Annotated in this window: 2 protein-coding genes; one reads left to right on the top strand and one right to left on the bottom strand. The window is 40.0% G+C overall.

All coding sequences use genetic code 11. The annotated features are described in order from the left end of the window. A partial coding sequence (tsaD, locus tag V5N63_RS09530; RefSeq protein WP_332033758.1) for a tRNA (adenosine(37)-N6)-threonylcarbamoyltransferase complex transferase subunit TsaD occupies positions 1-935 on the bottom strand: 935 nt, incomplete at its 3' end. A gap of 4 nt (positions 936-939) precedes the next feature. Between tsaD and V5N63_RS09525 the strand changes: the two genes are divergently transcribed. Continuing rightward, on the top strand, positions 940-4,985 hold a 4,046-nt coding region (locus V5N63_RS09525), incomplete at its 3' end, for a translocation/assembly module TamB domain-containing protein (protein WP_332033764.1).

Below are 4,985 nucleotides of genomic sequence, written 5' to 3'. Positions count from 1 at the left end.
ATCATTGCGGCGTTGTCTGTGGTGTATTCGAATTTTGGGATGTAAATATTCCAGCCCAGTTTTTCGGCGTTTTGCTGCATTGCTTCCCGAAGTCCGGAATTTGCTGAAACGCCACCTGCGATTGCCACTTCGTTGATATTTAATTCTTTTGAAGCTTTTTCAAGTTTATCCATTAAAATTTCAACAATAGATTTCTGTACAGAAGCGCACAGATCTGCGAGATTTTCTTTAATAAATTCCGGATTTTTTTTCACTTCTTTCTGAATAAAATAAAGTACAGACGTTTTTATACCGCTGAAAGAATAATCGTATTGCTCAAGTTTCGGTTTATTAAATTTAAATGAATTTTTATCACCTGTTTTCGCAAGCCGGTCAACAATAGGTCCAGCCGGATAATCAAGATTAAATATTTTTCCGATTTTGTCGAATGCTTCTCCTGCAGCATCATCAATTGTTTTTCCGATAATTTCCATATCGAAATAGTCTTTCACGAGCACAATCATGGTGTGCCCGCCGGAGACGGTGAGGCACAGAAAAGGAAATTTCGGGGGCATAATATTTGCATCGTCGATGAAGTGCGCCAGAATGTGTGCCTGAAGGTGATTAACTTCAATCAAAGGGACATTTAAACTCATCGCAAGTGATTTGGCGAAAGATGTACCTACGAGCAACGAGCCGAGAAGTCCGGGGCCGCGCGTAAATCCGACGGCAGAAATATCTTTTTGTTGTATATTTGCTTTGGACAGTGATTTTTCAACCACGGGAATAATGTTTTGCTGGTGCGCACGTGAAGCCAGTTCCGGAACCACACCGCCATAGTCGTTGTGAATTTCCTGATTAGCTGCAATGTTTGAAAGGATTTTATTCCCCTGAATAATTGCTGCTGAAGTATCGTCGCAGGACGATTCTATCCCTAAAATTATTGAGTCGCTCATAACAATGGCAAATTTAGAGAATAATAACGATAACGAAAACAAAAAATCTGTAGCCCAGAACATTGGCGATTCTGTGCAGAAAGGTGTGGAAAACGTTCAGGAAACTGTAAAAGAAACCGTAAAAGGTGCTGCAGAACTGGCTTCCGACGCGATTACAAAACCTGTAGAAACTGCCGGCGAATTTGTGGATCAGGCTGCCAAAGATGTTACCAGCTATAAGTGGTGGGCAAAACTTTTACTTATTTTATTCTGGTCCGGGCTTTTTCTGGTCGCGTCTTTTTTGGTTATTGTAAGTCTTCCATCAACAAAGAATTGGGCAGCACAAAAAGTGATTGCAAAACTTAATAACGACATGAAATCGCAGATGTCCTTTAAAAGTGTTGACATCAATTATTTTGGAGATATCAATATTCATGAAGTTGCGATTAAAGATTATAAAAACTTCCCCTTTCTGAAAGCCAAGGAACTTTACGCAGACTCTAATTGGTTTGCAATCATCAGTGATTCACGCAATCTGCAGTTTCAATCGCTGTCTTTGGAAAAAATGGATTTAAAGGTCATTACGTATAAAGGCGACAGTATTTCGAATTTCATCCGATTTGTGGATCTCTTCAATACCCCGGCACCTACGGTTAAAAAAGAGCCATTTCAGTTAAAATCCAGAATTTTTATTACGGATTCCAAAATATCTATTGTAAATCAGAACAGTGAAGGTGAAGCCGGTAAATGGCTTACTGCGCAGAATGTTAATCTTGTGGTACCAGAACTTCGTGTAAACGGATCTGATGTTTTTGCTCAGATTAATAACATGCGTTTTACCACCGAAAGATGGGGCAAAAAACATTTTGTCGATACGTTTTCTGCGGATTTTGGATTGACCAAAGAAGCGCTTACGCTGAAGGACTTAACAATAAATACAGATCATTCACTGCTTCAGGGCGATTTAATTTTAAATCTGAATAACGGTTCCTGGGCTGATTTTACGAATAAAGTGAAATGGGATATGACCTTGCAGCCCGGAAGCCAGATCAGCGGTTACGACATCAGCTATTTTGTCACCAATTGGGATAATTATAAACCGATTAATATTTCTGGTGATATGACCGGCCCACTGAACGATTTTTATCTCGATAATTTTTTGGTTAGAAATCCGCAGGTTAACATTAGAACGGCTAAAATGAAGGTTGAAAATATTCTGAATGGTAACTTTCAGATCGAGACCAACTCACTTTCTACCGATTTTACGTACAAAGAACTGAAAGCAATGATGCCCACTTTCATTTCATCAAAAATGAAAAATTTTGCTGATGATTTCGGAAGGTTAAAATACAATGGCGCTGTACGCCTAAATCCTAAGCAGGTTTATGTGTCCAACGCAAATTTAATTACGGGGATTGGCCAGGCAAAAATAAATAATTTCTACCTCGAAGATTACAGTTCTAATCTCCCGAAATACCGTGGTTATGCAGAATTAAACGATTTGAATACTTCGGTGATTACCAAAATGAATCAGGTGGGTTTAATTTCCGGTAAGTTTAATATTCAGGGGCAGAGTTTTGATGTAAATACCATGAAACTGAGAACCCGTTCACAGATTTCGAAAATTGAAATCATGAACAGGGAAATTAATAACGTTTATCTGGATGGTTTGCTGGATCACAAAACCTATAACGGAATTGTAAATGTAAATGACGAACAGGCGAGAGCAAATGTAAAAGGACTTGTCGATTTCCGCACCAGCCGTTTGCTTGCAGATGTTGTTGCTGATGTGAAGTATCTGAATATCAACTATTTTACTGGCGGAAAAGGCACGCAGATTGTGAGTGGATTGGTTGACGGTAAAATTGCAATGACCAATATCAACGACTTGAATCTTGATGCTGATTTGCGGAACGTAAGTTTTGCAAGTGCCGCACAAAAGTACCTGATTCCGAATGCTAAAGTAAGAGCTTATTTTGAAAACGGAAACCGTATTGTTTCTGTTGACGCGCCGGGAGCAGTAAATGGCAGAATTGCCGGAAAATTCAATCTTGGTGATTTAGCCGGGATGGTTCAGAATGGGCTCGGTAAGATATTAGTCGGGCCACCGCCACGAAAATTATACAGAGGGCAGCACTTTACGATGGACTTTGATGTGAAACAGGGATTGGTAAGTTATTTTGAGCCCAATCTGCAGATTCCAAAAGGTGCGACTGTTAACGGCGCCTACGATGGTAACAGTAATAATCTGGTCTTAAATCTTGATGCAGCTTCGCTAAAATATTTGATGACCAAAAAAGAAGAAATCACCGATGCCGACAAAGCCTTAGCCGCTGCAAATCCTGCATATAAAATTACAGAACGCGATAAAATTACCCGCGACAGTGCGATGGTCGACAGTTTAATCGTTCGGATTAATACAGCAAATCTTAATGAACAGATTTTCGCGAAGGTAAATAGAGTAGAATACAACACCAATATTCTGAAAGACATCACTTTAAGCGGACGTAACGAAAATAAAAGTATTCTGCATATCGCAGCTAATTTCAAACACGGCACTCCAGAGGACGAAATTAAAGAAACACTTAAGGAGTATGCGGTAAATCTTAACCAAACTACAGATCGGGCGGGGGATTATGTTTTCCGTTTTGAGCCTACTACCATGAAATTCAATGATGTAGCATGGAGTGTGGATACGAGTCCGGAATTAAATCATTCGATTACATACAGAAAAAAAGCCGGTGATTTCTACATTCAGCGTTTGAGACTCTATTCGGATAACAGCGAACTTTTCCTGAATCAGGCCATCTTCAAATCAGCCAAGGATTTTTCGGCAGATGGCGAAATTAAAAACCTGGATATTGCCAAAGTTTTTGCACTTACCAATAGCGACAACAGTATGGATGTACAGGGAATTGCTAACGGAACCTTCGATATTACCATGGATAAAAACAATCTTGAACCACTTATCGATTTGAATATTACTGATATTCTGATGAATGGAAAAGATATGGGTAATGTAGTTGTATCCGCTAAAAAAAGCAGCGTACCGAATGTTTTCGATGTTGAAGCCAAGGTGGTTTCCGCAGGAATTATTGGTGACAATAACCTTCACCTTACCGGGACCATTAACAACAATACTTCTTCACCAACGCTTGATTTAACGGCTGATATGAATGATTTTGATATCGCTTTTGCCCAGGAATTCGTCAAAGGTGTTTTCGGAAATCTAAGAGGAAAAGCTTCAGGAGATCTTAAAATATCCGGTAAACTTAGTGATGTTGACTACAGTGGCGATATCGCGATGAAAGACATGGGGCTGAAACTTAACTTTACCGGCGTTGATTATTCGTTTGAAGATACCGTGATTTCACTTTCCAAAGGTTTGGCGATACTGAATGACATTGGCGTAAAAGACGGAAGATCGAACTCCCGCGGATCAATTTCCGGTGCGATTCAGTTTGAAACTTTATCTTCAATGGGCGTCAACTTAGTGATGAGGGCTGATAATTTAATGCTGCTCAACACCACGCAGAAAGATTATGACCTTTTCTGGGGACGGATTTACGGTACCGGAACTTTATACGTGGACGGACCGGTTTCGGCTTTAAATATTTCTACGCCGGAAATGCGGGCTTTAAACAACAGTGTCTTCACCTTTAATTCTAATTCAACTTCTAATGTTGAAGAATTCAAGATGCTGAGATTCCTGAAAAGAGACGAAGCGGGAATTGTTTCCGTAGAAGAAAAGAAAAGATCTAGCGCGAACATGAATATCGATTTTACGATTGCGGTTGATAAGGGAACTACCGTAAACGTTATGGTGGGCGATGATATTGGTGATATAACCGTACGTGGAAATTCTGAGAAACTGCGATTCCAGATGTCCAGAACCGGAGCAATTTCAATGAACGGAAATTATTTCGTCGATAACGGAACCTTTGTTTCCAAAGCGATTCTTAACCGAACGTTCCAGATTTCCAAAGGAAGCAGCATCCGTTGGGATGGTGATGCAATGGCGCCGCAACTCGATATTAATGCAACTTATTTAAGAACCGTAACCAATGCCGG

The organism is Kaistella sp. (assembly GCF_032060305.1).
GTDB classification, from domain to species: domain Bacteria; phylum Bacteroidota; class Bacteroidia; order Flavobacteriales; family Weeksellaceae; genus Kaistella; species Kaistella yananensis.
This window is presented reverse-complemented; position numbering and strand designations above follow the sequence as displayed.